The organism is Dyella terrae, from assembly GCF_004322705.1.
GTDB lineage: Bacteria > Pseudomonadota > Gammaproteobacteria > Xanthomonadales > Rhodanobacteraceae > Dyella_D > Dyella_D terrae.
Genome location: NZ_SIZZ01000002.1, coordinates 778,595 through 801,690 on the forward strand (window position 1 = coordinate 778,595; position 23,096 = coordinate 801,690).

Sequence of the window (23,096 nt, forward strand, 5' to 3'; positions counted from 1 at the left end):
GCGCGCTGGTCGTCTCCCTTCTGGCTTGCCGCCCCCTCACGCCTATAATGCGGGCATGACCGACCACCCGCGCATTGTGACTTCCGCCGCCCAGCTCGACGACGAAGCCCTCGAGGCCTCCATTCGTCCCAAGCGGCTCGCCGAATACCTCGGCCAGCAGGCGGTGCGCGAGCAGCTGTCGATCTACATCGAAGCGGCAAAGAAGCGTGGGTCGGCGCTCGATCACGTGCTGATTTTCGGGCCGCCGGGCCTGGGCAAGACCACGTTGTCGCACGTCATTGCCAACGAACTTGGCGTCCATGTGCGCTCGACCTCGGGCCCGGTGCTGGAGCGGGCAGGGGACCTGGCCGCCTTGCTGACCAACCTCGAGCCGCACGATGTGCTGTTCGTCGACGAAATCCATCGACTGTCGCCCGTGGTCGAAGAAGTGCTTTATCCGGCGATGGAAGATTTCCAGATCGACATCATGATTGGCGAGGGCCCCGCCGCGCGCTCGATCAAGCTCGATCTGCCGCCGTTCACGCTGATTGGCGCCACCACGCGTGCCGGCTTGCTCACGGCCCCGCTGCGCGACCGCTTTGGCATCGTGCAGCGCCTGGAGTTCTATACGCCGGACGAGCTCACGGCCATCGTGCGTCGTTCGGCGCGCATCCTGGGTATCGACTGCGACGTCGAGGGCGCTTCGGAAATCGCCCGTCGCTCGCGCGGCACCCCGCGTATCGCCAACCGCCTGTTGCGTCGCGTGCGCGACTACGCCGAAGTGCGGGCCAATGGCAGCATCACCCGCGAGGCGGCCCGGGCAGCCATGGAGATGCTCAAGGTCGACGCGGAAGGCTTCGATGAGCTGGACCGCCGCATGCTCAGCACGATTATCGACAGCTTCGACGGTGGTCCGGTGGGTGTGGAGTCGCTGGCAGCGGCCCTGAGCGAGGACCGCGGCACGCTCGAGGACGTGGTCGAGCCCTATCTCATCCAGCAGGGGTTCCTGATCCGCACGGCCCGTGGCCGCATGGCCGCTCCGAAGGCCTGGCGGCATCTTGGGCTGACGCCGCCGCCGCGGCAGTCGGTGCCGGGTGATCTGTTTACCCCGGGCGAGTAAGCGGGCCAGCATCGTCGCGCTGGGCGGGTTGTCTGGGAAATCAGTCGCTTGGCTCTGCGCGGGGACAGGGCGAATGCGCCAGCCCCGGCCACTTCGATCCCATCGCGCGACACTTTTGACCCGAACCGGCCAAAAAGGGGAGCTTTTGCTTCCCCGCAGTGAGAAAATCACGAACTGAGCTGGCGCGCCGCACACGGTGCGGCTTTTCACCCATCCCTCACCTCCCACTCCTTAACTGCTTACCCATGACCCCCGAAGCCCCCTTCGCATGGCCAGTCCGCGTCTATTGGGAAGACACCGATGCCGGTGGCGTGGTCTATCACGCCAGCTACCTGCGTTTCATGGAGCGGGCCCGGTCGGAGTGGCTACGCGCGCAGGGCATCGACCAGATGGCGTTCAAGCAGGCGACGGGTCTGGCCTTCCTGGTCCGTGCGATGGAGATCGACTTTCTGCGCGCGGCCCTGCTGGATGATGAACTGTCGGTGACGGTTGAAGTCAAAGAACGGCGTGCAGCCAGTATCCTTTTCACTCAGACGATTCGCCGGGCCTCGGATGGTTCGCAGCTGATCACCGCACAAGTGCGCGTGGCCTGCGTGGACATCCAGCGTATGCGCCCGGTGCAGATCCCGGCCGAGATGATTCCCGGCCTTGCCCCAAACAAATAAAGCCTGGCGGAGAACCCTCGAGCAATGAACGGTGGACTGAACATTTTCAAGCTGGTCGCGGAAGCGAGCATCCTCGTGCAGCTCGTCATGCTCGTGCTGCTGGTGTTCTCCTTCCTGTCCTGGGTCATCATCATCCGCAAGCACCAGCAGCTGCGCGTGGCGATGGACGAGGCGGAAAGCTTCGAGGAGCGCTTCTGGTCGGGTGCCGACCTGGCGCAGCTGTTCCGCGAAGTGAGTTCGCGTGGCGCCGCCAATGGCGGCATGGAGACGGTGTTCGAGTCGGGCTTTCGCGAGTTCGCCCGCCAGCGCCAGCGCAAGACGCACGACATGCGCATCGTGATCGAGGGTTCGGAGCGCGCCATGCGCGTGGCTGGCACCCGCGAAATCGGTCGCCTGGAGCGCAACCTTGAGTTCCTCGCCAACGTCGGTTCGATCAGCCCGTACGTCGGCCTGTTCGGCACCGTCATCGGCATCATGGGCGCCTTCCAGGGCCTGGGTGAAATGAAGGACGTCACCATCGCGGTGGTCGCGCCACACATTTCCGAGGCGCTGATCGCCACGGCCATGGGCCTGTTCGCCGCGATCCCGGCTGTCTGGGCGTACAACCGCTTCGCCAACAAGGTCGATCGCGTGGCTTCGCGCTACGAGGTGTTCCAGGAGGAGTTCTCCTCCGTCCTGCAGCGCCAGATCCAGACCGACGACGCGGCCTGAGGCGGGAGGGCTTTCGTCATGCGTAGCACCTCGCGCCACAAGCGCTTCAAGCTCAAGTCCGAGATCAACGTCGTGCCGTACATCGACGTGATGCTTGTGCTGCTCATCATCTTCATGGTGACCGCCCCAATGATGAATCTGGGCGTGGATATCCAGCTGCCCCAGACCCAGGCCAAGTCGCTGCAGGACAAGAAGGATCCGGTGGTGGTCTCGGTCGACGAGAACGGCCAGATCTACCTCTCCTCGGAAGGTTCCAAGCGCGAGGCGGTGTCGCCGGAAGATTTCAAGGCCAAGATCACGGCCTTCCAGAAGGCCAATCCCGACCTGCAGGTGCTGGTGGCGGGCGACCAGCGCGCCAATTACGGCAAGGTGTACCTGATCCTGCCGATCCTCCAGGAGGCAGGTGTCTCCAAGATCGGCCTGATGAGTCAGCCTGAGTCGAGCGGGAAGAATGGACGACCGTAACGGCACGTCAAGGGCGGTCGTACTTTCCGCCGTTCTCCATCTGGGCATCGTGGTCTTTCTGGGCCTCGCGATCGTGCCGTGCTCGTTCTACGAAAGCCTGTTCGAGACCCTGCACCTGCCGGCCTCGTGGAATCCGATCGCCTGCGCCAAGCCGCTGTCGCTGCCGGGCCCGATCATCGAGGCCACGCTGATCGGGCCGACCGGCGCGCCGCCGCCGAAGCCGACCAAGGCCAAACCGGTGCCCGACACCGTGCCGCCGCCGCCGACCATTCCGCCGCCGCAACCCCAGGAGGCGCCGGTGGTCAAGACCCTGCCGCCGCCCCCGGAGCACCCGGATACCAAGGATCAGGAAAAAGTCGTCGCCGACGCACTGCAAAAAGCGCAGGACGCCAAGCACGAGCAGGAAGAACGCCAGCGCCAGCGCCAGGCCGAGCTGGACGCCCAGCAGGCCAAGCAGAAAGAACAGCAGAAGAAGGAGCTGGACGATCTGTTTGCCAAGCTGGACAAGGCCGAGCAGCAGTCCAAGAACACCAACAGCAAGGCCAAACAGGCCGAGCAGCAGCTGAAGGACCTCAAGGACGCCAAGCCCAACGGCGAGGAAAACCTGCCTTACGCCGAGCAGCGCCAGTCCGGAACCAACGGCGAGGACAGCCTGCTGGCCCAGTACCAGGCCGCGATTCAGAACGCGGTCACGCAGAATTGGCTACGCCCGGATAACATGCCGAACATTCCGTGCGTGGTGCATATCGTGCAGCTGCCGGGTGGCGACGTCATGAGCGCCAAGGTCGATTCCAGCTGCCCGTATGATGAAGCCGGCAAAAAGTCCGTGGAAAATGCCGTGCTTCGTGCGAAGCCCCTGCCGTACAAGGGCTTCGAAAAAGTGTTCCAACGCAATGTCGATTTCACCTTCAGGCCGCAGTGACCCAAAGCCCATGCGCAAATTGAGCTCAGCTTTCGCCATCGTCCTGCTCGCCGTGTCCGCGCTCATCGCCGGTCCGGCCGCAGCCCAATCGCTCAACGTTGACATCGTCGGTGGTCTCAAGACGGCCACGCCGATTGCGGTGGTGCCATTCGACCAGGGTGGCGGCGCGCCGCTGCCGACCGATGTGGCCGACGTCATCCGCAACGACTTCAACCGCTCCGGCAAATTCCGTTCGCTGGCCAAGAGCGAGATTGTCGAAACGCCCTCCAAGGGCTCGGACATCAAGTTCCCCACCTGGCGCCTGCTCAAGCAGGACTTCCTGACGATCGGCCGCATCAGCGATGCCGGCGGCGGCATGCTGCGCGTCGAATACGAACTGTGGGACGTCAATCGTCAGCAGAGCCTGCTGGCCCAGGCGTTCACCGCGCCGGCCGGTGACCTGCGTGGCGTGGCCCATCAGATCGCCGACCAGATCTACGAAAAGATCACCGGTGTTCGTGGTGCCTTCTGGACCCGCATCGCCTACATCACGGCTGTGGGCCTGGGTAACAACACCACGTATTCGCTGATCGTGGCCGATTCGGACGGCTATAACCCGCAGGTCGTGGCCCGCTCGCGCGAGTCGCTGCTGTCGCCGTCGTGGTCGCCGGATGGCAAGAAGATCGCCTACGTCTCCTTCGAGAGCGGCAATTCGGCCATTTACGTGCAGGACATCACCACCGGTTCGCGTCAGCTGGTGTCGGCCAAGCCCAAGGGCATCAACGGTGCCCCGGCCTGGTCGCCGGACGGCAGCAAGCTGGCGATCGCCCTCTCGTACGTAGGCAACCCGGAAATCTTCGTGCTCGACCTGGCCAGCCGCCAGGAGACCCGCCTGACCACGAACCTGTCGATCGACACCGAGCCGGTATGGTCTCCGGACGGCCAGAGCATCTATTTCACCTCGGATCGCTCGGGTCGCCCCCAGATCTACGAAATGTCTGCCTCCGGTGGCGCGGCCAATCGCATCAGCTTCCAGGGCCAGAACAATGCCAACGCCTCGGTGAGCTTTGATGGCAAGCAGATCGCCATGGTGCAGGGCAACGGGAACGTGTATCGTATTGTGATAATGGACCGTAGTCTGGGTGGGCAGGTGCGCCCAATCTCGCCGGGCCCGATCGACGAGTCCCCGAGCTTCGCACCCAACGCCAGCATGCTGTTGTACGCCGCAACCGAAGGACGTCGCGGCGTTTTGTATGCCGTTTCGGCCGATGGTTTGGTTCGCCAGCGCCTTCTGCTTTCCGATGGCGATGTGCGCGAACCGGCCTGGGGACCTTACCGGCAGCGATGAGTTTTGCGGCCGCGCCCGGCAAGGCGTGGCCGAAAGTTTAGGGTCGGCAGAGGGGCTTCTGGCCTGACTTCCGGTCCGGACGGCGGCAGGGGTTTTGCCCTGGTCGCTGAGGCTGACCTGACGAGACAGCGTCGGGAAAGCGCCAAGATGTCAAAACAACAGCCGGACCACCGGCGATCACTGTCCTGTAACCGCAATCGTTATTGACTGTCGGAACTCAAACCCGTTTGAAGGAACGTCCACCATGAATAAGACCGTTCGCGTCGCTCTGGTCGCCCTGCTCTGTGTTGGCGCGGCCGCTTGCTCGAAGAAGCAGGAAGTCAAGCCCCAGCCGCAGCCGGAACAGCCGGTCGCGACCGAAGCCCCGGCCACCTCGGGCAAGTACACCCCGGAAGATCTCGACCGTGACGCTTGCCTGCGTCAGCGCGTCGTGTACTTCGACTTCGACAAGACCGAGATCAAGCCGGAATTCCAGCAGATCATGGCTTGCCACGCCAAGTACCTGCAGGATCGTCCGACCGCCCAGATCCGTCTGGAAGGCAACACCGACGAGCGCGGCACGCGTGAGTACAACCTGGGCCTCGGCGAGCGTCGCGGCAATGCCGTGTCCAGCGCGCTGACCTCGGCCGGTGGTTCGGCCAGCCAGCTGAACGTCATCAGCTACGGCAAGGAAAAGCCGGTGTGCCGTGAGCACAATGAAGACTGCTGGGGCAAGAACCGTCGCGTCGAGATCGTCTACACGGCGAAGTAAGCATGACGAAGCGACTGGCTAATTGTTTGGCAGCCAGGCTTGGCATGGCGGGCGCGATTGCGTCCGCCATGCTCATTCCTTTTCCTGCCCTCGCACAGGATTCCCGCCTGAGTCTGGCCGATCGCGTTTCGCGACTCGAGCAACAGTCCCAGAACCAGGAGCAGGGCGTGGGCATGGTCAACCAGGTGCAGGCACTGCAATCGCAGGTGCAGCAGCTGCAGGGCCAGATTGAAGAACTGCAGCACCAGTTGCAGGAATTCCAGGATCGAAGCAAGGCGCAATACGTGGATCTCGATTCGCGCATGGGTCGCCTTGAAAGCAACGGTGGGGCAGGGGCCGCAGGCGGAAACGCCGCGCCGGCTGCCAACGCCGCGGCAGGCAATACCAACAATGCGCCGTCCAGCGCGCAGCCAGCGGCCAATGGCGCTGCTGCGGCCGCAGCGACCGGCGCTGCAGCCGGCAACGCTGCTGCTTCCGGCAACGCCAAGGGTGGCAAGTCGGCTCCGGCCACATCGCCGGCTGAGCAGGCCGCGGCCCAGGCCGCCTACGACACGGCCTTCAAGGCCATGCGTGGCGGTGATTTCGTCCAGGCCTCGCGCGGTTTCCGCGACTTCATCGTGAAGTACCCGGACAACTCGCTGACCCCCAATGCCTTCTACTGGCTGGGTGAGTCCTACTACGCGACGTCCAACTATCCGGTGGCCCTGGAAGCCTTCCAGCGTCTCCTCAGCCAGTACCCGCAGAGCGACAAGGCACCTGACGCCCTGCTCAAGGTGGGCTACAGCCAGCTGGAAATGAAACAGGGCGATGCTGGCAAGGCGACGCTCAAGTCGGTTACCGCCAAATATCCGGGTACCAAGGCGGCAAGCCTGGCCCAGGAACGCCTGCGTCGCCTGCAGTCGCAGTCCGCAGGCTGAGGTTCGATCGGTGAGTGACAGCAGTACCAGCGTGGCCGACACCACGCCAGACGCGGGCGTTGCCGAACGTCTGCGCATTACCGAGATCTTCCATTCGATCCAGGGCGAAGCCGATGCCATCGGCTGGCGCACCGTGTTCGTGCGCTTGACCGGATGCCCGCTGCGCTGCGTCTGGTGCGACACCGAGTACTCGTTTTACGGCGGCAACTGGCGCGACATTGACGATATCGTCGCCGAGGTGGCCAGCCATGGCGCGAAGCACGTCTGTGTGACCGGCGGTGAACCGCTGGCCCAGAAGCGTTGCCAGATCCTGCTCCGCAAACTTTGCGACGCTGGCTTCGACGTGTCTTTGGAGACGTCTGGCGCACTCGACGTGTCCGAGGTCGATGCGCGTGTTCGCAAGGTGATGGACCTGAAAGCCCCGGACTCCGGCGAAGCCAGGCGCAACTTGTGGTCGAATCTCGATCACCTGCTGCCGCACGACCAGGTCAAGGTCGTCATCGCCAGCCGCGCTGACTACGAGTGGGCCCGCGACAAGGTCGCCGAAGTCGGCCTCGATCGCCGCTGCATGGTGCTGTTTTCGCCGGTGCACGGCGCAGTCCAGCCGCGCGAGCTTGCGGAGTGGATCATCGAAGACAAGCTTCCGGTGCGATTTCAGTTGCAGCTGCACAAGCTGCTGTGGAACGACGAGCCCGGACACTGATTTTTCAGGTTGGGATCGACGCGGCCGCTTGGGCTGGTGTCGCCCCGACGCAACGGATGTCCGTTACATGGCGCCTCGGCCTGCTAGCCGTCTGCGCTCCTCGGCCGGATCACCGGCCTGAACCCCGACTGGAATCCATCCCATGTCCGATGCAACACCCAAGAAAGCCGTCATCCTCGTTTCCGGCGGCATGGACTCGGCCGTCACGATCGCCATCGCTCGTGAGCAGGGCTACCAGGTACACGCCCTGAGCGTGGCCTACGGCCAGCGCCACAGCTCCGAACTCGAAGCCTCCGAGCGCGTTTCGCGAATGCTCGGCGCCGTCGAGCACAAAACGGTGAACGTGGACCTTCGCTCGATCGGCGGTTCGGCACTCACCGCCGACATCGACGTTCCGGAAGAGGGTGGTGAAGGCATCCCGGTGACCTACGTGCCGGCGCGCAACACCATCATGCTTTCAATTGCGCTGGGTTGGGCCGAAGTGCTCGGCTCCACCGACATCTGGTGCGGCGTCAACGCAGTCGATTATTCCGGCTATCCCGACTGCCGCCCCGCCTTCGTCGAGGCGTTCGAAGCCCTGGCCAACGTGGCGACGAAAGCCGGCGTGGAAGGCGCCGGGATCCGCATCCACGCGCCATTGATGCAGATGAGCAAGGCCGACATCGCCCGTGAAGGCCTGCGCCTGGGCGTGGACTTCTCGCAGACGGTCAGCTGCTACCAGGCTGATGCGCAGGGGCGCGCCTGTGGTCACTGCGACGCCTGCCGCCTTCGCGCCGAAGGCTTCCAGCGCGCCGGCATCCCCGATCCCACGCATTACGTGCCCGCCTGAACCGTTGTGGCGTGCTTTGCTTGTGCCGAGCGCTCCCAGCACCTAAAATTGCGGGCTCGATTGAATACGGGCCGTTAGCTCAGTCGGTAGAGCAGTAGACTTTTAATCTATTGGTCGATGGTTCGAATCCATCACGGCCCACCAATCTGAAAGGACGCTCAGCCATGAGCGTCCTTTTTTTTTGCGGATTTTCGCGGCCGGCGACGGATGATTTCACGCCGGATTGAGCCAGCACCGGCGTATGTTCGGCGGCATGCCTTCCACCCGCGACCAGCTCCAGGCGCACCTCGACGCCTTGCATGCACAGGTGCCGCAGTTGTTGAACGGCTCCGACGACCGCGACGAGTTCTGGCCGGCGTTCGCCAGCCTTGCCGATCCGATCCTGGAAGCGGCTGGCCCAGACGACTACGACTGGGTCAGCTCACAGATCACCGGCATCCTGCAGTTGAACGACGTTTCGCCGCCCGAGGCCTGATCATTCCGGCATCGTTTCGCCCGAGCCGCCGATCTCCTTCGGGAAATCCTTGAGCTTGGGCAGGCCGTCGCGGATGCGCAGCACGCTCTCCTGATAGTTCGCGTGGAACACCGGCTTGAACGGCATGTTCGGCAGCATGGCCGCGAAGACGTCGGTCATGTTGAAGGGCGGATGCTCGGCGAACAGATGGCCACCGCATTGCGTGCACCACTTGCGGAAGCTCATCGGCGTTTTGTTGAACGTGCCGACGTACTGCTCGCCCTTGGTGACTTTCACCGATTCGGGCGCCCACAGGCTGAAGGCATTTACCGGGCCGCCCGACCAGTGTCGGCACGACGAACAGTGGCAATAACCCATCACGGCAGGCTCGCCCGTGACCGTGAATTCGACGGCGCCGCAGAAGCAGCGTGCGATGTATTCGCTCATACCCGAACCTCGCTTGTAGTGACCCGCATGCGGCGTGGCTGCACCTCTTCGGACAACCCAGGCCGGGGAAGAAGTGAGAACGTCGATTTCCCTGACTTTAGCGCCGCGTCACGACAAGCGCCAACGCTGGCATGGCGCGGGGAGCGGGCCCGCGTCACTCGAACCGGTTAGCCCGCATGCCGCCAGATCGTCGGGCCCGGCACGCCGCGCGGTGTGCGCCGCCGCTCGGCCACCGGAGATTGCGGCAGGTCGAACCAGAACACGCTGCCGTAACCCGGCTCCGAGCGCAGGCCGATGCGCGTGCCCAGGAGCCGTGCCACGCGATCGCCAATCGCCAGGCCCAGCCCGTAGCCGTCGCGGCGCTGCGACTCGGTCGCCGGCAACTGCACGAACTCCTCGAAGATGTTCTGCTGCTGGTCCGGCGCGATGCCAGGGCCGTTATCGCGTACTTCGATGCGAATGGCATTGCCGCGGCGACGCGCGGCAATCAGCACGCGCCCTTCCGGGGCGTTGGCAATCGCATTGCTGGCCAGATGAAGCAGCAGCGTCGCGGCGAGATCGGCATCGCCATGCAGGCGGTGGTGGCTACCACGCCACACCAGGACTACGCCGCGACGTGCGGCTTCTTCGCTAAGCATCGTGCGGTCGTGCAGGAACAGTTCGGCCGCACTGAATTCGACCGGTTTGACGCCTACCACGCCCGCATCCAGACGGGAGATTTCCAGCAGCGCATCGAGCAGGCGTGTCATCGACCCGATGCTGTGGCGCATCTGCGAAATCGTCTGCTCCTGCTCCGTGTCGAAGCCCGGGTGAAGGCTCGCCGTGAACAATTGCAGCGCCTGCAATGGCTGGCGGAAATGATGATTCACCAAGGCGATGAAGCGCGATTTGGCGCGATTGGCACCCTGGGTCTGGCGCGTGAGTTCGGCCGTATCCTGCATGTCCAGTTCTCCATTCGAGGCCGGGGCGCTACGCGGTTTCCAGCGATCGGCAAGCTTGGCCAGCGTGTGACGGATCTGCGCGAATTCCTCGGTTTCCACCGGCACGGTGGTGCTGGGCGGACGCTCGTGCATGCGGTCGTCGAGCACGGTGCGCACGCGTTCCAGCGGCAGCACGAGGTGACGACGCAGCGAACCGTTCGCCAGCCAGGTCAGCAGCACGACGCCGATGCCGCAGAGTGCGCCGAGCAGGCAGGTCACGGTCTGCGCCTTGCGCAGCGGCATGAGGTCCACGTCCACGTGCAGGGCGAGCATGGTGCCGTCGGCGGAAGGCAGTTCGCGCCGGAAGGTGCCAACCGCGGTGCCCGTCGGCGTCACGCCGCTTGCCCAGTGCCTGCCGTCTGCCTGATGGAGTTCGATGTACAGCAGGTCGTCGCGGATGGCATCGTCGAGGATGGGCTGCGGTGAGGCAATGACGCCGCCAGCCAGCGCGCTGGCCAGGTGCTCGATGCGAAGTTCCATCTGGGTGTCGTGCCGCTCCGCCTGGTTGTGCGCCACCTGGAACGTGAGCGCGGCGACCAGGGCGAGTGCGGCCAGTGCGCACGGCAGCACGGCGTCGAGAAAGAGTCGTCGCTGCAGCGAAGGCAGTCGGCGTCGCATGGGCTCACCTCGCTCCCGCACGCGGTAGGCCGTCCACCCAGGCCCGGAGGCTTTGAGTGACGTGCTGGCGCTCGACGGTGGCACTGCTTCTCGGCATGACGTGGTCATGAATGGTCGTTTTCCGTGGTGCGCATTTGGCGCGGCCCGCATCGTCCATGGCACGCTTCAGGGTCACTGTAGGGGAGCCGTCCGGATCGTTCGATACGCTCTTAGCACTAGCCAATCCGGTAGTGCGATCGGGCTATCGTGCGGACCCACGTGACGTTGTCATCAAGACCGGCTACCGTCCCGCACCATGTCCCGCTGTGCACGGGACAGCATCCCCCGGAGACCGCCCATGCTCACCCGTTATCGACATCTGTTCCTGCTGCCGCTGCTGGCCGTCACCACCGTGGCCCTGGCTGTCGATGTCCCTGCCAACCTGCCCAAGCGCAAGGCAGGCCTGTGGGAGATGCAGATGGGCTCGGCGGGCGGCAAGCCCCAGATGGTGAAGGTCTGCCTCGACGAGGCGTCTGATCGCGCCATGTATGAAATGGGCGCCAAGATCGGCGGCTCGGTGTGCAGCAAGTTCAGCCTGTCGGTGAACGGCAACGTCGTCGTGGCCGATGGCGTGTGCAGCCTGCCCGGCCCGCAGGGCAACATCGTCATGACCTCGCACAGTGAAACCCGCTTCACGGGCGATACGGCCTATCAGACGCAGGGCACCGTGAAGCTCGACCCGCCCGTTAACGGCAACGGCGAGATGTCCGTTTCCAACGGCGGCCACTGGGTGGGGCAGTGCACGGCCGGGATGAAGCCGGGCGACATGCTGCTCCCCGACGGTCGCACGATGAACTTCAAGGACATGGGGCAACAATAAGCACCGCACCGGCACGCACCGGGGACGGTGCGTGCGAGTGGCGGCATCCGGCCGGGATCTAGGGCCGTGCCTCGTAGATCAGGTTGAACGGCGTTTCCATGGCGCGACGGAACCGGCTGAAGCCGCCCTCGGTCACCACTTTGCGCATCCGCGCTTCGCCCGCCTGGGCGCCGAGGCACAAGCCCACTTCCTGCGCGCGAGAGGCGGGAGTGCAGATCATGGTCGATGCCGAATAGAACACCCGGCCCACCGGGTTGATATTGTCCTGCAACGTATCGTTGGCAAACGGCTCGACGATCATCCAGGCGCCGTCCGGTTTGAGCGTGCTCAGCACGTGGCGGGACGCGCCCACCGGGTCACCCATGTCGTGCAGGCAGTCGAACACGGCGACGAAGTCGTAATCCTTGCCCGGATAACTCTTTGCCGGCGCGACCTCGAACTTCACGCGGTCGGCCAGTCCCGCAGCCTGGGCGGTGCGATTGGCCCAGTCGACCGAGGGCTCGTGGTAGTCGTAGCCGACGAAGCTGGAGGCAGGATAGGCCTGCGCCATCAGCAAGGTCGATGCCCCATGCCCGCAGCCCACGTCCGCGACCCGGGCGCCGGCCTTCAGTCGTGCCTCCATGCCGTCGAGCGCCGGAATCCATTCGGCGACCAGGTGGGCCGCATAGCCGGGCCGGAAAAACTTCTCCGTGCCGTGGAACAGCCAGGCATCGTGCTGGTGCCAGCCGTAGCCTTCGCCGGTGCGGAAGGCCCGGATCAGGTTGGGAATCGACTTCAGTGCACCGACCGACACCAGGAACGCGCCGGGCAGGTAGGCGGGGCTTGATTCGTCGGCAAGCGTGAAGGCCTGGATGTCGTTGAGGCTGAATGTCCCGGTGGCCGGGTCGTACTCGCAATAGCCGCTGGCGGCTTGCGCGCTCAGCCATTCGCGCAGGTAGCGCTCATCAGTGTGCGTTCGTTCGGCCAGTTGCACCGAGGTGGCCGGCCCTTCGGCCATGGCCTTGTACAGGCCCAGCTCCTCGCCGATCACGATCGTGCCAGCATGGAGGCTCGCGCCGAAATCCTGCACGAACTTGCCGACGAACTCGTTCAGTTTTTCCATATCCAAAGCCATGGTGGTCTCCTGCGGAAGATGGGTGGCCATTCCGTGCAGGTATCCAGGGCAGGCTGGAATCGTGGCTGGCGCCGATGCGGCGCTCGGTGTTTTTTGGCGCGGTTTGCCCCGCGCATGTCAGGGGCCGGCGATACGCCGTCGCGACCGCCCGAACGCACATCATTCTCCGAATCGGCGTGCGCCGCCATACGTCGGAAGGCAAGTGATTGGTACGATCGTCGCGGCTGACGCCGGGCTTACGGCTTGGCGGCGATCAGCTTGCGAACCAGGCTTTCGTGCTCGGTATCGAGCTTCTGCAGCCGGGTATTCAACGCCGCATCGTTCACCCACTGGGCACTCAGGGCGCGGCGGCGATCGAGCGTATAGGCCATGTCGGCAAACGGCACCAGCGTTTCATTGCCTGCCGGCGCGAACCCACTGATGTCGTGGATCAGCTTGAGCTTTGCCAGTTCGGCGACGGCGTTCTTGCCTTTGCCGTAGCTGGTGACGAACTGCGTGATGCGGTCGCGCAAATCCGGGGGCAAGTCGGTTCGGATGATGATCACCGCGTGCGGAATCAGGCTGGACGTCCATAGTGTCCGCAAGCGCGCGTTCTGCTCGGGGAAGTGCGTCGCAAAACGTTCCATGTCGGCGGTGTTGTTGGTGGCGACGTCGACTTCACCGTTGGCCACCGCCAGTGCGTTGTTCTGGTGGTTGTCCACCATGACGCTGGCGAAGAACGTGTCCGAATCGAGCTTGCGATTGGCGAACAACTGCGTCTCGGGCACGACGTAACCGGACACTGACAGTGCTTCGCCACGCGCGTAGCGCAGTTTGCCCGGGCGCTTGAACAGATCGTCCACGCTGCGCAGAGGCGATGATTTTTCCACCAGCAGCACGGAGTAGTAACCCTTTGAGCCATCGCCTCGCGTGAGCTGGGCAATGACCTGCATCTGGTCGCGCGTCACGGCGTCCAGCGCCAGCTTCCCGGAGACAAAGGCCATGTCGATGCGCTCTTCAGCCAGCGCCTGGGCCAGTCCTTCATACGTACTGACGGATACGCTGCGCACCGGCCGGTGCAGCGCGCGCTCCATGTCATCCAGGAAGGGGCGCCACGCATCGAGGGATTCGGAGGGGCCGCCGATCGGCAGGATGCCGAAGGTCAGCGGACGCGCGGCGGGCGGGGAGGGAGACGGCGTGGCGGCAGATGCCGCCGTGCTGAAAAGCCAAAGCAGCGACAGGCCGATGGCTGCACGCCACGAAGCGGAGCGCGCCAGGCCTTGCCACGACCGTGAGATCCATCCCCTGCGCAACGCCTTGTCTCCCCTCGGGCAAATCGGCTCGGACATAACGGAATTCGGAGCGCTCCTTGCTCCAGACGGCGAAGGGAGAATACGCCGCGCACTGCGACGAAGGGAATTGGCCCGGAAAATCAGGTGGACGACAGCCCCGTCAGATTCCGCTGATGCGGCGCGAGGCCACCACCGCTTCCACGCGATTGCGTACGTTCAACGCTCGGAAAATCGCGGCCAGGTGGATTTTCACCGTCCCTTCACTGATGCCCAGGTCCCTGGCGATCAGTTTGTTGGGCTTGCCTTGCGACAGCAGGCGCAGGACGTCGATCTGGCGCTCGGTGAGCAATTTGCGCAGGCGCTCTTCGAGCGAGCGCGAGGCATCCGCCAGCGAACCGCCGTTGGGTGACGGCGGCAACGGGGATGCATGGCTTTCCTGCAGCATCATCGGGGGCACGTAGGTGCCGCCGGACAACACCAGCCGGACGGCCGAAAGCATGACTTCGGGCGAATAGGCCTTAGGGATGAAGCCGTGCGCGCCCATGGCGAGCAGGTCCTTCATCAACGCCGGGTCTTCCGAACCGGACAGCACGATGACCCGCAGCTGCGGCAGCGTCTCGATGACCTCTGCCAGGTGCGAGGTACCGTGTCCGCCGGGCATGGCCAGGTCGATCAGGGCAAGATCGAAGCTATGCGCCTCATCACCGTGAACCACGCGGCGCAACTCGTCCACGTCCATGGCCTCGGAGAACTCGGTATCCGGCCCGAGTTCCGCCAGTTTCAGTTTGACTCCTTCGACGATCAGTCGATGGTCATCCGCGATCAATATCCGCATCTCGCTCCCCAGGGGCGCACGCAGTCCCTGCTGCACGCACGCGCCAAGCAACATAGTCTCAGGCCGTGCCAACGGCAACTGTCGGACGCGATTCCATACGGTCTAGGCTCTAGGTCATAGGGTCACGCCAGGGTCCGTGAAGACGTCCAGACGGCCACCATCGCTTCCCGCAGTTGCTCGGGTGACACCGGCTTGTACAGCACCGGGATCTTCGCCGCCATGATTTCACGGAGCCTGTCGCTGCGCGTTTCGCCCGTGATCAGCAGGCGCGGGAAGGGTTCGCGCCGCTCGCTGCCGTAGTGCTCGTCCAGCGCGGCCAGCACGTCCAGTCCGCTTTCGTTGTCGCGCAGGCGCAGGTCGGAAATGACGATGTCCGGCGGCGTAGCCCAGGTGCCGGCGGCCTCCAGGGCCTGGACCCGGTCCTCCGCGGTGACCACCTCGCAACCCCAGCTGCGCAGCAAATAACGAATGCCCGAGAGGATGGCCGGCTCGTCGTCGATCACCAGTACCCGCATGCCGGTCACGTCCAGCGCCGCTTCGTCGGTGGCGACATGCGAGGTGTGCTGTGGCGGCACTTCAGGAAGATGGAAGCTGAAAACACTGCCGCGACCGGGCACGGATTTGAGCTGCACGCGGGTGTCGAGAAGTTCGGCGAGGCGCTGTACCGTGGCGAGCCCCAGGCCCAGGCCGCGACGCGGGCCGGTGTCATGCTCACCGTGGCCGTTGCTTTCCACGCGATAGAACTCGTCGAATACGCGCGCCTGGTGTTCCGGTTCAATCCCGCTACCGGTGTCCCACACATCGACGCGCAAGGTGCCATCCGCGCGATGGCGCGCCACCACCAGCACGCCGCCTTGCTGCGTGTAACGCAGCGCGTTGCTCACCAGGTTGTTGAGGATGCGCGCGAGCATCGTGCGATCGCTGCGCACCCACAAGTGCGTCGCGCGCATCACCAAACGCAGGCCATGCTGCTCGGCAATCATGCGGAAGTTGCGGCTGACTTCCTCGAACACATGGTCGAGCGGGAATTCACGGATGTCGATCTGCATGGCGCCGGTTTCCAGGCGCGAAAGATCGAGCAGTTCGGAGAACAGATGGTCGAGCGCTTCGACGCATTCCTGGATATGCGCGATGCGATCGAGGCGGATGGGATCGCGCTCGTCGACAGCAAGTGATGACGAGAACAGCGTCAATGCATACAGCGGCTGGCGCAGGTCATGCGATGCGGCTGCGAGGAAACGCGCTTTCGCGACGCTTGCCGCCTCCAGTGCAGCATTCTTGCGCGCCAGTTCCACCGTGGCATGTTCGATTTCCTGTTCCATGCCTCGCTGCACGTCATAGAGCGCGGCGGCGGCGCTGTTGAAGCCGCGCTGCAGGTCACCGATTTCCGTCTGGTCGGTCACTTCGACTTCGACCTTGCGATCGCCGCGACCGAGTTGCTGCACGGCGCCGGCCAGTCGCCGAAGTGGCGCGCTGATGAAGCGTGCCGCCTGCCAGCCCACCACGCCGGCAATGAACAGGCTGAGCGCCAGTGCGATGAGGGCATTGCGCAAGCTGGCGCGTTGCGCGGCAATCGCCTCGCTCATGCTGACGTCGATCAGCACCGAGCCCAGCGCCGGCAGCTCGGGTTGGTCCGCGTCACGCACATCGTGCACGACGGTCAATACGTCCTTCGGCTTGGCTTTGCTGGCGCCGATGGTGTCGGCCAGGATCTCGCCGTCCGCGGCGCGAATCTGCACGTGGGCGACGTGGGGCAGGGCGGCAATGGATTCGGCGATCCGGTTGAGGTCGCGACGCTGCATGTTGCGGATCGGATCGGTGGAAATCGATGCCGCTTGCGTGGCGATTGCGTCGGCGGTGCTTTGCGCCATGCTGCGCAGGCTCATCAGCTGGTGGCGCGTCAGCATGATCACCAGCAGCAGCGCCGTGAGCATGGTGGGCACGAGGGCGATGAAGGCGAGTCGCTGCATCAGCGACGTCCGACGCCACAAGCGAACCGCCCAGGAGCCAACCCCCGTACTCATGCCGCCATGTCCCCGTTTGCGGCGCTCCATGCACCTGCCGCGCAGACTAGCGCGAAACGGGGAGGGGAACAGCTAGTGCTTAGGCCTTAGAACCTAGGGTGAGCGGCGGGAGCGCCGGAACCGGTCCACCACCAGCGGCATCAGGGCGAGCACCGCGATGATCAGCAGGGGCACCAGGATGTCCTTCTGCAACAGCAAGGAACTTTCGAAGCGACCGCCGGTTCGTGCGAGCGCCTGGCCGAGACCCGCGCCGATCGAGGTTTCGAAGATCATCGTGACCGTGCCACCCAGCCAGCTGGCCCCGAGGAACAGCCATAACGGACACCGCAGCCATGCGAGGCAGACCGTGACCAGGCCGAAGGGAGCCACGGGGACAAAGCGCAGGAACAGCGTGTAGCTGATGGGGTGTCGCTCGAAGCCGTGGTGCAGGCGATCGACGAAGGCCGGCGGATGCTTGCTGCCGGAGCCAAATGCGTAGCGGCTGGCCAGGAACAGGATCAGCGAGCCCAGGGTCAGGCCGACCGATGACAGGGCCGTGCCCTCGACGATGCCGAAGATGAAACCACCGGCCATGATGATGACCACCGTGCCGGGGATGCCGGTGGAGGTCGCGAGGGTCAGCACGCCGATGTAGGCGAGCCGGCTCATCCATGGGTTATCGGAAACCTGCGAGCGCAGCTCGCCCTGGTTGGCGACCAGCCTCTCTGGATGGAGTTGATCCAGCGCGCCGGACGCGTACAGCACCACTCCCGCAAGCATCAGCAGGAACAGGGGCAGCGCGGCGCGCAGGCGACTCAATAGCTTTGTCCGCTGGCGCCGTAGGTGGCCAGCACGGTGCGAGCCTGTTCGCGCAGGATGTCGCGACGCACGGCAATGCCGCGGCGTTCCAGTTCGCCCACCCAGTCCGCCGGCAACGGGCCTTCGTCGAACTCGGTCAGCTCCTCGACGTCTTCCGAGCGCGCACCGATCAGAAGTTCGTCCACGCCCGCCCATACGGTCGCGCCATAGCACTGGCAGCACGGCTGCGCGCTGGTGGCCAGGATGTAGCGACCGCCGTCGGCATTGAGGCGAAAGCTGGCCATGCGCTGCTGCGCGGCCATGTACGCCATCATCTCTGCGTGCGCGACCGAGCAGGTCTGCGGCACCACACGATTGACGCCCACCGACACCACGCGACCATCGCCCGTAAACACGGCTGCGCCGAACGGGCCGCCGTGGTTGTGCTCGATGTTGTGGCTGGAGAGCGCGATGGCGAGGCCTACGCGCTCTTCATCGGTGACATAGCGCTTGCTGGTGTCGACGATGTCGCCGAGCCACGGCGGCAGGGTGAGATGGATCTGCAACGGCAACGTCATGATCAGCCTCCCTGCTTGGCCCAGGTGTCGCGCAGCGTAACCGTGCGATTGAACACCGGCTTGTCGGCGCGATGCTCGACGCGGTCGGCGACGAAGTAACCCAGGCGTTCGAACTGATAGCGCTGCTCGGGCTCGGCGCTTGCGGCAGCGGGTTCGACCCACGCCTGCACCACGCGCTTGGCGTCCGGATTGATGTGCTCGATCCAGGTCTTGCCATCGCTTTCGTCGTCCGGCGCGGCCACGTTGAACAGGCGATCGTAGACGCGCACTTCCGCGGCGACGCCGTGACGGGCGCTGACCCAGTGAATCGTGCCCTTCACCTTGCGATCGGCGCCCGGCATGCCCTGGCGCGATTCGAGATCGAGCGAGCAGCGCAGTTCGATCACGTGGCCGGCCGCGTCCTTGATCATCTCGTCGCACTTGACGATGCCGACGCCACGCAGCCGCACTTCGCCTTCGGGCTTGAGGCGATGGAAACCCTTCGGCGGCACTTCGGCGAAGTCGTCGCGCTCGATCCACAGCTCACGCGAGAACGGCACGCTGCGCACGCCAAAGCTCTCGTCCTTCGGATGATTGCTGAAGCTGAGCGACTCTTCGTGCGATTCGGGCAGGTTGGTGATGACGAGCTTGAGCGGATCGAGGACGGCCATGCGACGTGCGGCCGTGCTGTCCAGATCCTCACGCACGCAATTCTCGAAGATGCCGAAATCGATGACGCTGTTCTGCTTGCTGATGCCGAGGCGCTCGATCAGCAGGCGAATGCCCGCCGGCGTGAAACCGCGACGACGCAGGCCGCGCAGCGTGTTCATGCGCGGATCGTCCCAGCCGTCGACCAGGCCTTCGTTCACCAGCTGCGCAAGCTTGCGCTTGCTGGTGATGGAGTAGCTGAGGTTGAGGCGCGAGAACTCGATCTGACGCGGCTTGGCCGGCTCGGTCTGGAAACCGCCGTCGCGCAGGTGCTGCCACAGCTCCGGATGGTTGGGCAGGTCCACCTTGTCCACGAACCAGTCGTAGAGCGGGCGGTGGTCTTCAAATTCCAGCGTGCACAGCGAATGCGTGATGCCTTCCAGCGCATCGGACAGGCAGTGCGCATAGTCGTACATCGGATAGATCGGCCACGCGCTGCCGGTGTTCTGGTGATCGATCTTGCGGATGCGGTAGATGGCCGGATCGCGCATGTTGATGTTGCCCGACGACATGTCGATCTTCGCGCGAAGCGTCTTGGCGCCGTCGGCGAATTCACCCTCGCGCATGCGACGGAACAGGTCGAGGTTTTCCTCCACGCTGCGGTCGCGGAACGGCGAGTTGCGGCCGGCGGCGGTGAGCGTGCCGCGGTATTCGCGCATCTCGTCGGCGCTGAGGTCGTCCACGTAGGCGTGGCCGTCTTCGATCAGCTTGATCGCCGAGCGATAGAACACGTCGAAGTAGTCCGACGCATGGCGCAGGTCATGCCAGTCATAGCCGAGCCAGCGCACGTCGTCCTTGATGCCCTCGACGAACTCGGGGTCTTCCTTGCCCGGGTTGGTGTCGTCCAGGCGCAGGTTGCACCAGCCGCTGAATTCGGCGGCGATGCCGAAGTTCAGGCAGATGGCCTTGGCGTGGCCGATGTGCAGGTAGCCGTTGGGCTCGGGCGGGAAGCGCGTGCGGATCGCGTGGTGTTTGCCGGTAGCGAGGTCGTCGCGAATGATCTGGCGCACGAAGTCCCGCTGTCCTTCGGCCGGGGCGGCGGAGGTGGCGGTTTCGGCGGCGGAAAGGTCGGTCGACATCGGTATGGGCTCTGGGCTAGGCGGAAACGGGGGATTTTAGCGCGTCACGGCGGTACTGCGCGTGGCGTGCACAGGTTCAATGTGGGGTTCGATGCAAGGGTTCAACGGCGTGAACCCCTGGCCGATGGCGAGTGCGACTACTCGCCGCGTCCGCCGGCCGCTGCGGGGCCGCTGCGGCCCGGGGCCACGCTGACGCGATTGCGACCCTGGGACTTGGCCCGGTAGAGCGCCAGATCCGCCTGGCGCATCCATGCGGCGATGTCCTGGATGTCCTCGGCCACGGCGGCGACGCCCAGGCTCAGGGTCCAGGTCAGCTTTTCCCCGCCGACTTCCGAGTGGGCATTGGCGGCCAGCAGGCGCAGGCGTTCAGCGACGGCGGCGGCACGCTCGATATCGGTTTCCGGCAGCACGACGCCGAACTCATCGCCGCCGAGCCGGCCCGTGGTGTCCACGTCGCGCAGGCCCCGCTGGAGGATGCGGGCGAGGTCGCTCAGGAGCTGGTCGCCGGCCGCGTGGCCGTAGCGGTCATTGATCTGTTTGAAGCCGTCGATGTCCAGCAGGATCAGCGCGGCAGGGCGGCGATTGCGCTGGAAACGCAGCCATTCGCTGCGCGCCGACTCCAGCCAGTGCGTGCGGTTGGCCAGGCCGGTGAGGGGATCGGTGCGGGTCAGCTGGTCGAGCTGGCGATTCTGCTGGCGCACGCGACGCGCCAGGTCATGGTTCACCACGCTGAGCCACGCCGGGTAAATCACGAGCATGGGCAGGCACGCGGCCACGTTCAGCATGCTGCTGGCGGGCTGGAAGCGGAAACCGGTCATCCACCAGACCGCGAGGCAACAGGCCACCTGCACGGCCAGCGTCTTCAGGCACAGCCGCCAGCCGCCGGCGCTGATGCGGTCCATCGCCATCATCGACACCAGCAGGGCACTGGGCAGCAGGTTGAAGCCCATGAGGGCAATCCATGCGCCACCCATGGCCGCATCGGCAGTAAGGCTGGCGTACTCGACATGGATGGGATGCAGCGAGCGGCGGGCCAGTCCATAGGCAAGGTGCGGCCAGGCGAAGCCGCTGAACATCAACAGCGCCCACAGCCACCACGATGCCCCTTGCTGGTACAGCACGCTGGCGACGGGCAGGGAGCCGAGGCCCAGACCCAGCATGCGCAGGCGATACACGCGCCCGACGAAACGCAGGTGGCTGTCCCTTGCTGCTGTTGCCATCGTCCCTCCCCCGGATCCCCCATCTGGGTTTGAGACCTTAGAGCTTCCGGCTTCGGTTTGCATAGTCCGTCGGAGGTGGGGTAGACGAGGACGTTATCGGCTTCACGCGTGAAAGCTTGCGGGCTGATCCAGCGAGGGCTAGCTTCCACCCATGCGCATCGCCTATCGAGCCGAGTCCCTGATCGACGCCCACCTGGTCAAGGACGCGCTGGAGCGCGCGGAGATCCCGGCCTTCGTATCCGGGGAATACCTGACCGGCGGCGTCGGCACGCTGCCAGCGCTCGACTACGTTGCCGTGATGGTGCCCGATGCCAGTCAGGACGCCGCCGAGGCGGTGGTGCGCGAGGTCGAGGCGCAATTGCTCGAGGCGCGCCAGGCCATCGAGGACCGCGATCTGGACGAGGCCACCGGTTTCATCTACGGCTGACCTTTTCGACGTCATACTCGCCCGCTTTTCCCGTTCACCTTTCACCCTGTGAATCCGATATGCCTGACTTCGAGGCGCTGATCCGCGCTGTCCCCGATTTTCCCAAGCCCGGCGTCATCTTTCGTAACATGTCGCCCCTGTTGGCCGACGCGGGCAGTTTCGCCCGCTGCATCGACGCGCTGGCCGAGCCCTGGCAGGGCAGTGGCGTCCAGGCCGTCTGCGGCATCGAGTCCCGCGGTTTCATCTTCGGCTCCGCGCTGGCGCAGAAGCTTCATGCCGGCTTCGTGCCCCTGCGCAAGCCCGGCAAGCTGCCGCCGCCGGTGGTGTCGGTTGACTACGCGCTCGAATACGGCGTCGACCGCCTCGAGGCACGTAACGATGCGCTGCATTCCAACGAAAGGGTATTGATCGTCGATGACGTGCTGGCCACCGGGGGCACCCTGGACGCGGCCTGCCGGCTCGTCGATGCCATCGGGGCGACGCTGGTCGGTGCCAGTGTGGTCATTGAACTTGATGCCCTGCAGGGACGCCGACGCCTGCCGCCGGCCATGCGCCTGCATGCCCTCATGCACTACTGACCGGTGCGGCCTTCGTTGAGAAGCGTCGTATCGGCGCCATCTCAACGATAGTTCTTGGAAGCGAGGTATGGGCCATGCTTGGAATCGGAGGCTGGAAACAACGTATGCCGCAACGCGAAAACGCACTGCCCGGTCGCGAACAGGCCATCGAGCCGCCCCCCGCGCACTTCGTCAACGGTCGTCCGCTGCGTCAGGAGGCTTTCCCTGGCAGCGAAGTGCTGACGATAGGCATGGGCTGCTTCTGGGGTGCCGAGCGCAAGTTCTGGAATCTGCCGGGCGTGCTCAGCACGTCGGTCGGGTACGCCGGTGGTTTCACGCCCAATCCGACGTATCGCGAAGTGTGTTCGGGCGAAACCGGTCACACGGAAGTCGTGCAGATCATCTACGACCCTTCCGTGATCACGCTGCCCGAATTGCTCAAGGTGTTCTGGGAGAACCACGATCCGACCCAGGGCATGCGTCAGGGCAACGATGTCGGCACGCAATACCGCTCCGCCGTCTATGTCCCGCATATCGAGCAGTTGCCTGTCGTCGAGGCATCGGCGCGCGCGTTCCAGCAGGCGCTGGAAGGGTCGGGCTATGGCCCGATCACGACGGAGATTGCGCTGGCTGGTCCGTATTACTTTGCCGAGGAATATCACCAGCAGTATCTGGCGAAGAATCCGGATGGTTATTGCGGGTTGGGTGGGACGGGGGTGTCTTGCCCTATTGGGGTGGTGAATGGTTAACGGGGAACAGTAAACCGTAAGAGCAAAGCGG

The 23,096-nt window shown here is 64.7% G+C and carries 25 protein-coding genes and 1 tRNA gene; 16 read left to right on the forward strand and 10 right to left on the reverse strand.

What is annotated here, in order from left to right; translation table 11 throughout:
• The first annotated feature begins 55 nt into the window (after window positions 1-55).
• The 12 genes from ruvB (at window position 56) to EYV96_RS14350 (ending at window position 8,864) form a co-directional block, all read left to right on the forward strand.
• Window positions 56-1,099, forward strand: coding sequence for a Holliday junction branch migration DNA helicase RuvB (gene ruvB, locus EYV96_RS14295; protein WP_131152204.1), 1,044 nt, complete (start codon window positions 56-58; stop codon window positions 1,097-1,099).
• A gap of 245 nt (window positions 1,100-1,344) precedes the next feature.
• A complete protein-coding gene (gene ybgC / locus EYV96_RS14300) occupies window positions 1,345-1,764 on the forward strand; it encodes a tol-pal system-associated acyl-CoA thioesterase (RefSeq protein ID WP_131152205.1) in 420 nt (139 codons plus the stop codon).
• A gap of 24 nt (window positions 1,765-1,788) precedes the next feature.
• Entirely contained in the window at window positions 1,789-2,475 is a 687-nt protein-coding gene (tolQ, locus tag EYV96_RS14305) for a protein TolQ (protein WP_131152206.1), read from the forward strand.
• Between the two features lie 18 nt (window positions 2,476-2,493).
• Complete coding sequence (tolR, locus tag EYV96_RS14310; protein ID WP_131152207.1) at window positions 2,494-2,940, forward strand: protein TolR; 447 nt, start codon at window positions 2,494-2,496, stop codon at window positions 2,938-2,940.
• Window positions 2,927-3,862, forward strand: a complete 936-nt coding sequence (tolA, locus tag EYV96_RS14315) for a cell envelope integrity protein TolA (protein ID WP_131152208.1) — start codon at window positions 2,927-2,929, stop codon at window positions 3,860-3,862. The genes tolR and tolA overlap by 14 nt, the downstream gene beginning before the upstream one ends.
• Window positions 3,863-3,872: 10 nt before the next feature.
• A complete protein-coding gene (gene tolB / locus EYV96_RS14320; RefSeq protein ID WP_131152209.1) occupies window positions 3,873-5,189 on the forward strand; it encodes a Tol-Pal system beta propeller repeat protein TolB in 1,317 nt (438 codons plus the stop codon).
• A gap of 244 nt (window positions 5,190-5,433) precedes the next feature.
• Window positions 5,434-5,940 (forward strand): peptidoglycan-associated lipoprotein Pal, encoded by a 507-nt coding sequence (pal, locus tag EYV96_RS14325; RefSeq protein ID WP_131152210.1) that lies wholly within the window; start codon window positions 5,434-5,436, stop codon window positions 5,938-5,940.
• A gap of 2 nt (window positions 5,941-5,942) precedes the next feature.
• Window positions 5,943-6,857, forward strand: coding sequence for a tol-pal system protein YbgF (gene ybgF, locus EYV96_RS14330; protein ID WP_205746170.1), 915 nt, complete (start codon window positions 5,943-5,945; stop codon window positions 6,855-6,857).
• Window positions 6,858-6,867: 10 nt separating this feature from the next.
• The gene (queE, locus tag EYV96_RS14335) at window positions 6,868-7,560 is read left to right on the forward strand and encodes a 7-carboxy-7-deazaguanine synthase QueE (protein WP_240732567.1); all 693 of its coding nucleotides are present in this window, start codon (window positions 6,868-6,870) and stop codon (window positions 7,558-7,560) included.
• Between the two features lie 142 nt (window positions 7,561-7,702).
• The gene (gene queC / locus EYV96_RS14340; RefSeq protein WP_131152212.1) at window positions 7,703-8,389 is read left to right on the forward strand and encodes a 7-cyano-7-deazaguanine synthase QueC; all 687 of its coding nucleotides are present in this window, start codon (window positions 7,703-7,705) and stop codon (window positions 8,387-8,389) included.
• Window positions 8,390-8,457: 68 nt separating this feature from the next.
• Window positions 8,458-8,533 (forward strand) — tRNA-Lys (locus tag EYV96_RS14345).
• A 109-nt stretch (window positions 8,534-8,642) separates the two neighbouring features.
• Window positions 8,643-8,864: a hypothetical protein gene (locus tag EYV96_RS14350; RefSeq protein WP_131152213.1), complete on the forward strand. Its 222-nt coding sequence runs from the start codon at window positions 8,643-8,645 to the stop codon at window positions 8,862-8,864.
• Here EYV96_RS14350 and EYV96_RS14355 read toward each other — a convergent pair whose 3' ends face one another.
• On the reverse strand, window positions 8,865-9,290 hold the full coding sequence (locus tag EYV96_RS14355) for a GFA family protein (RefSeq protein ID WP_131152214.1): 426 nt from the start codon (window positions 9,288-9,290) through the stop codon (window positions 8,865-8,867).
• 167 nt (window positions 9,291-9,457) lie between these two features.
• A complete protein-coding gene (locus EYV96_RS14360) occupies window positions 9,458-10,888 on the reverse strand; it encodes a sensor histidine kinase (protein WP_165488687.1) in 1,431 nt (476 codons plus the stop codon).
• Between the two features lie 337 nt (window positions 10,889-11,225).
• Here EYV96_RS14360 and EYV96_RS14365 point away from each other — a divergent pair, with 337 nt between their 5' ends.
• On the forward strand, window positions 11,226-11,747 hold the full coding sequence (locus EYV96_RS14365; protein ID WP_165488688.1) for a DUF3617 domain-containing protein: 522 nt from the start codon (window positions 11,226-11,228) through the stop codon (window positions 11,745-11,747).
• 58 nt (window positions 11,748-11,805) lie between these two features.
• Here EYV96_RS14365 and EYV96_RS14370 read toward each other — a convergent pair whose 3' ends face one another.
• The 8 genes from EYV96_RS14370 to EYV96_RS14405 all read right to left on the reverse strand — a co-directional run bounded on the left by EYV96_RS14370 (window position 11,806) and on the right by EYV96_RS14405 (window position 21,332).
• Window positions 11,806-12,861, reverse strand: a complete 1,056-nt coding sequence (locus EYV96_RS14370; protein WP_131152217.1) for a class I SAM-dependent methyltransferase — start codon at window positions 12,859-12,861, stop codon at window positions 11,806-11,808.
• A gap of 236 nt (window positions 12,862-13,097) precedes the next feature.
• Complete coding sequence (gene phnD, locus EYV96_RS14375) at window positions 13,098-14,189, reverse strand: phosphate/phosphite/phosphonate ABC transporter substrate-binding protein (RefSeq protein ID WP_131152218.1); 1,092 nt, start codon at window positions 14,187-14,189, stop codon at window positions 13,098-13,100.
• A gap of 103 nt (window positions 14,190-14,292) precedes the next feature.
• Entirely contained in the window at window positions 14,293-15,003 is a 711-nt protein-coding gene (locus EYV96_RS14380) for a LuxR C-terminal-related transcriptional regulator (protein WP_240732569.1), read from the reverse strand.
• 86 nt (window positions 15,004-15,089) lie between these two features.
• Complete coding sequence (locus tag EYV96_RS14385; RefSeq protein WP_240732571.1) at window positions 15,090-16,991, reverse strand: ATP-binding response regulator; 1,902 nt, start codon at window positions 16,989-16,991, stop codon at window positions 15,090-15,092.
• Between the two features lie 93 nt (window positions 16,992-17,084).
• The gene (locus EYV96_RS14390) at window positions 17,085-17,789 is read right to left on the reverse strand and encodes a TVP38/TMEM64 family protein (protein WP_131152220.1); all 705 of its coding nucleotides are present in this window, start codon (window positions 17,787-17,789) and stop codon (window positions 17,085-17,087) included.
• On the reverse strand, window positions 17,786-18,346 hold the full coding sequence (locus EYV96_RS14395; protein WP_131152221.1) for a deaminase: 561 nt from the start codon (window positions 18,344-18,346) through the stop codon (window positions 17,786-17,788). The genes EYV96_RS14390 and EYV96_RS14395 overlap by 4 nt, the downstream gene beginning before the upstream one ends.
• A gap of 2 nt (window positions 18,347-18,348) precedes the next feature.
• Window positions 18,349-20,112, reverse strand: coding sequence for a glutamine--tRNA ligase/YqeY domain fusion protein (locus EYV96_RS14400; protein WP_131152222.1), 1,764 nt, complete (start codon window positions 20,110-20,112; stop codon window positions 18,349-18,351).
• A gap of 137 nt (window positions 20,113-20,249) precedes the next feature.
• Window positions 20,250-21,332 carry a diguanylate cyclase gene (locus EYV96_RS14405; RefSeq protein ID WP_165488689.1) on the reverse strand — a complete coding sequence of 361 codons (1,083 nt, stop codon included), beginning with the start codon at window positions 21,330-21,332 and terminating at the stop codon, window positions 20,250-20,252.
• 151 nt (window positions 21,333-21,483) lie between these two features.
• Between EYV96_RS14405 and EYV96_RS14410 the strand changes: the two genes are divergently transcribed.
• The 3 genes from EYV96_RS14410 to msrA all read left to right on the forward strand — a co-directional run bounded on the left by EYV96_RS14410 (window position 21,484) and on the right by msrA (window position 23,065).
• A complete protein-coding gene (locus EYV96_RS14410) occupies window positions 21,484-21,759 on the forward strand; it encodes a putative signal transducing protein (RefSeq protein WP_131152224.1) in 276 nt (91 codons plus the stop codon).
• A 59-nt stretch (window positions 21,760-21,818) separates the two neighbouring features.
• The gene (locus EYV96_RS14415; RefSeq protein WP_131152225.1) at window positions 21,819-22,337 is read left to right on the forward strand and encodes an adenine phosphoribosyltransferase; all 519 of its coding nucleotides are present in this window, start codon (window positions 21,819-21,821) and stop codon (window positions 22,335-22,337) included.
• 74 nt (window positions 22,338-22,411) lie between these two features.
• Window positions 22,412-23,065 (forward strand): peptide-methionine (S)-S-oxide reductase MsrA, encoded by a 654-nt coding sequence (msrA, locus tag EYV96_RS14420; protein WP_205746171.1) that lies wholly within the window; start codon window positions 22,412-22,414, stop codon window positions 23,063-23,065.
• Window positions 23,066-23,096 lie beyond the last annotated feature (31 nt).

What these genes read in the sequence shown, in the direction of transcription:
- tolQ (WP_131152206.1), top strand. Translation starts at nt 1,789, where the DNA reads ATGAACGGTGGACTGAACATTTTCAAGCTGGTCGCGGAAGCGAGCATC.
- queC (WP_131152212.1), top strand. Translation starts at nt 7,703, where the DNA reads ATGTCCGATGCAACACCCAAGAAAGCCGTCATCCTCGTTTCCGGCGGC.
- msrA (WP_205746171.1), top strand. Translation starts at nt 22,412, where the DNA reads ATGCTTGGAATCGGAGGCTGGAAACAACGTATGCCGCAACGCGAAAAC.
- EYV96_RS14415 (WP_131152225.1), top strand. Translation starts at nt 21,819, where the DNA reads ATGCCTGACTTCGAGGCGCTGATCCGCGCTGTCCCCGATTTTCCCAAG.
- EYV96_RS14400 (WP_131152222.1), bottom strand. Translation starts at nt 20,112, where the DNA reads ATGTCGACCGACCTTTCCGCCGCCGAAACCGCCACCTCCGCCGCCCCG.
- ybgC (WP_131152205.1), top strand. Translation starts at nt 1,345, where the DNA reads ATGACCCCCGAAGCCCCCTTCGCATGGCCAGTCCGCGTCTATTGGGAA.
- tolB (WP_131152209.1), top strand. Translation starts at nt 3,873, where the DNA reads ATGCGCAAATTGAGCTCAGCTTTCGCCATCGTCCTGCTCGCCGTGTCC.
- EYV96_RS14410 (WP_131152224.1), top strand. Translation starts at nt 21,484, where the DNA reads ATGCGCATCGCCTATCGAGCCGAGTCCCTGATCGACGCCCACCTGGTC.
- EYV96_RS14370 (WP_131152217.1), bottom strand. Translation starts at nt 12,861, where the DNA reads ATGGCTTTGGATATGGAAAAACTGAACGAGTTCGTCGGCAAGTTCGTG.
- EYV96_RS14355 (WP_131152214.1), bottom strand. Translation starts at nt 9,290, where the DNA reads ATGAGCGAATACATCGCACGCTGCTTCTGCGGCGCCGTCGAATTCACG.
- tolA (WP_131152208.1), top strand. Translation starts at nt 2,927, where the DNA reads ATGGACGACCGTAACGGCACGTCAAGGGCGGTCGTACTTTCCGCCGTT.
- EYV96_RS14360 (WP_165488687.1), bottom strand. Translation starts at nt 10,888, where the DNA reads ATGCGACGCCGACTGCCTTCGCTGCAGCGACGACTCTTTCTCGACGCC.
- ybgF (WP_205746170.1), top strand. Translation starts at nt 5,943, where the DNA reads ATGACGAAGCGACTGGCTAATTGTTTGGCAGCCAGGCTTGGCATGGCG.
- EYV96_RS14385 (WP_240732571.1), bottom strand. Translation starts at nt 16,991, where the DNA reads ATGAGTACGGGGGTTGGCTCCTGGGCGGTTCGCTTGTGGCGTCGGACG.
- tolR (WP_131152207.1), top strand. Translation starts at nt 2,494, where the DNA reads ATGCGTAGCACCTCGCGCCACAAGCGCTTCAAGCTCAAGTCCGAGATC.
- EYV96_RS14350 (WP_131152213.1), top strand. Translation starts at nt 8,643, where the DNA reads ATGCCTTCCACCCGCGACCAGCTCCAGGCGCACCTCGACGCCTTGCAT.
- ruvB (WP_131152204.1), top strand. Translation starts at nt 56, where the DNA reads ATGACCGACCACCCGCGCATTGTGACTTCCGCCGCCCAGCTCGACGAC.
- pal (WP_131152210.1), top strand. Translation starts at nt 5,434, where the DNA reads ATGAATAAGACCGTTCGCGTCGCTCTGGTCGCCCTGCTCTGTGTTGGC.
- phnD (WP_131152218.1), bottom strand. Translation starts at nt 14,189, where the DNA reads ATGTCCGAGCCGATTTGCCCGAGGGGAGACAAGGCGTTGCGCAGGGGA.
- EYV96_RS14395 (WP_131152221.1), bottom strand. Translation starts at nt 18,346, where the DNA reads ATGACGTTGCCGTTGCAGATCCATCTCACCCTGCCGCCGTGGCTCGGC.
- EYV96_RS14405 (WP_165488689.1), bottom strand. Translation starts at nt 21,332, where the DNA reads ATGGCAACAGCAGCAAGGGACAGCCACCTGCGTTTCGTCGGGCGCGTG.
- EYV96_RS14365 (WP_165488688.1), top strand. Translation starts at nt 11,226, where the DNA reads ATGCTCACCCGTTATCGACATCTGTTCCTGCTGCCGCTGCTGGCCGTC.